2 protein-coding genes and 1 tRNA gene are annotated in these 640 nt (G+C 46.1%); all 3 read left to right on the top strand.

Annotated elements, in window-relative coordinates; translation table 11 throughout:
* Window positions 1–234 (top strand): DUF1292 domain-containing protein (locus QGG57_07055; protein ID MDP7007913.1); only part of this gene is annotated, 234 nt, incomplete at its 5' end.
* Between the two features lie 19 nt (window positions 235–253).
* Window positions 254–330: transfer RNA gene (locus tag QGG57_07060), tRNA-Ala, on the top strand.
* 11 nt (window positions 331–341) lie between these two features.
* Window positions 342–640 (top strand): pyridoxal 5'-phosphate synthase lyase subunit PdxS (locus QGG57_07065; protein ID MDP7007914.1); only part of this gene is annotated, 299 nt, incomplete at its 3' end.

Here is a 640-nt window from a genome sequence, read left to right on the forward strand (position 1 = left end):
GAAGACGGTGATGGCAACGAAATTAAGATGAATATACATGGAGCTCTAGAAGTTGAAGGGGATGAATATGCAATAATGTCATACGCAGACAGTGTTACTTCTGAATTCGAAATAATGAGAATAAACCGAGGCAGAGGTGGGAAAATATCCTATACTGGTGTTGATGATGAAGAATTGTATGCAGACCTGAGTGAAGCTGCTGCGATACACTTGGAGTCTAGCGGTGCTGTATAAAGTCAATTTTTCTGTAACAGGGCCGGTAGCTCAGTCTGGAAGATCGCCGCCTTCGCAAGGCGGAGGCCGCGGGTTCAAATCCCGCCCGGTCCACCACAGGAGGAAAGATGTCACTTGATTTAGATCTTGAATCTCTAAGACACGGCAAAGAATTGGTCAAGAGAGGATTTGCTAGGATGCAAAAAGGAGGTGTAATAATGGACGTTGTAAACGCTGAGCAGGCTGCGATAGCCGAGAATGCAGGAGCAGTTTCGGTAATGGCACTCGAAAGAGTACCGGCAGATATCCGATCTGATGGCGGTGTTGCAAGAATGTCTGACCCCACTATGATTAAGGAAATAATAGATTTCACGACCATTCCTGTAATGGCAAAATGCAGGATAGGGCACGCTGCAGAAGCTAGAGT

It is taken from the genome of Candidatus Poseidoniia archaeon (assembly GCA_030748895.1).
GTDB lineage: Archaea > Thermoplasmatota > Poseidoniia > MGIII > CG-Epi1 > UBA8886.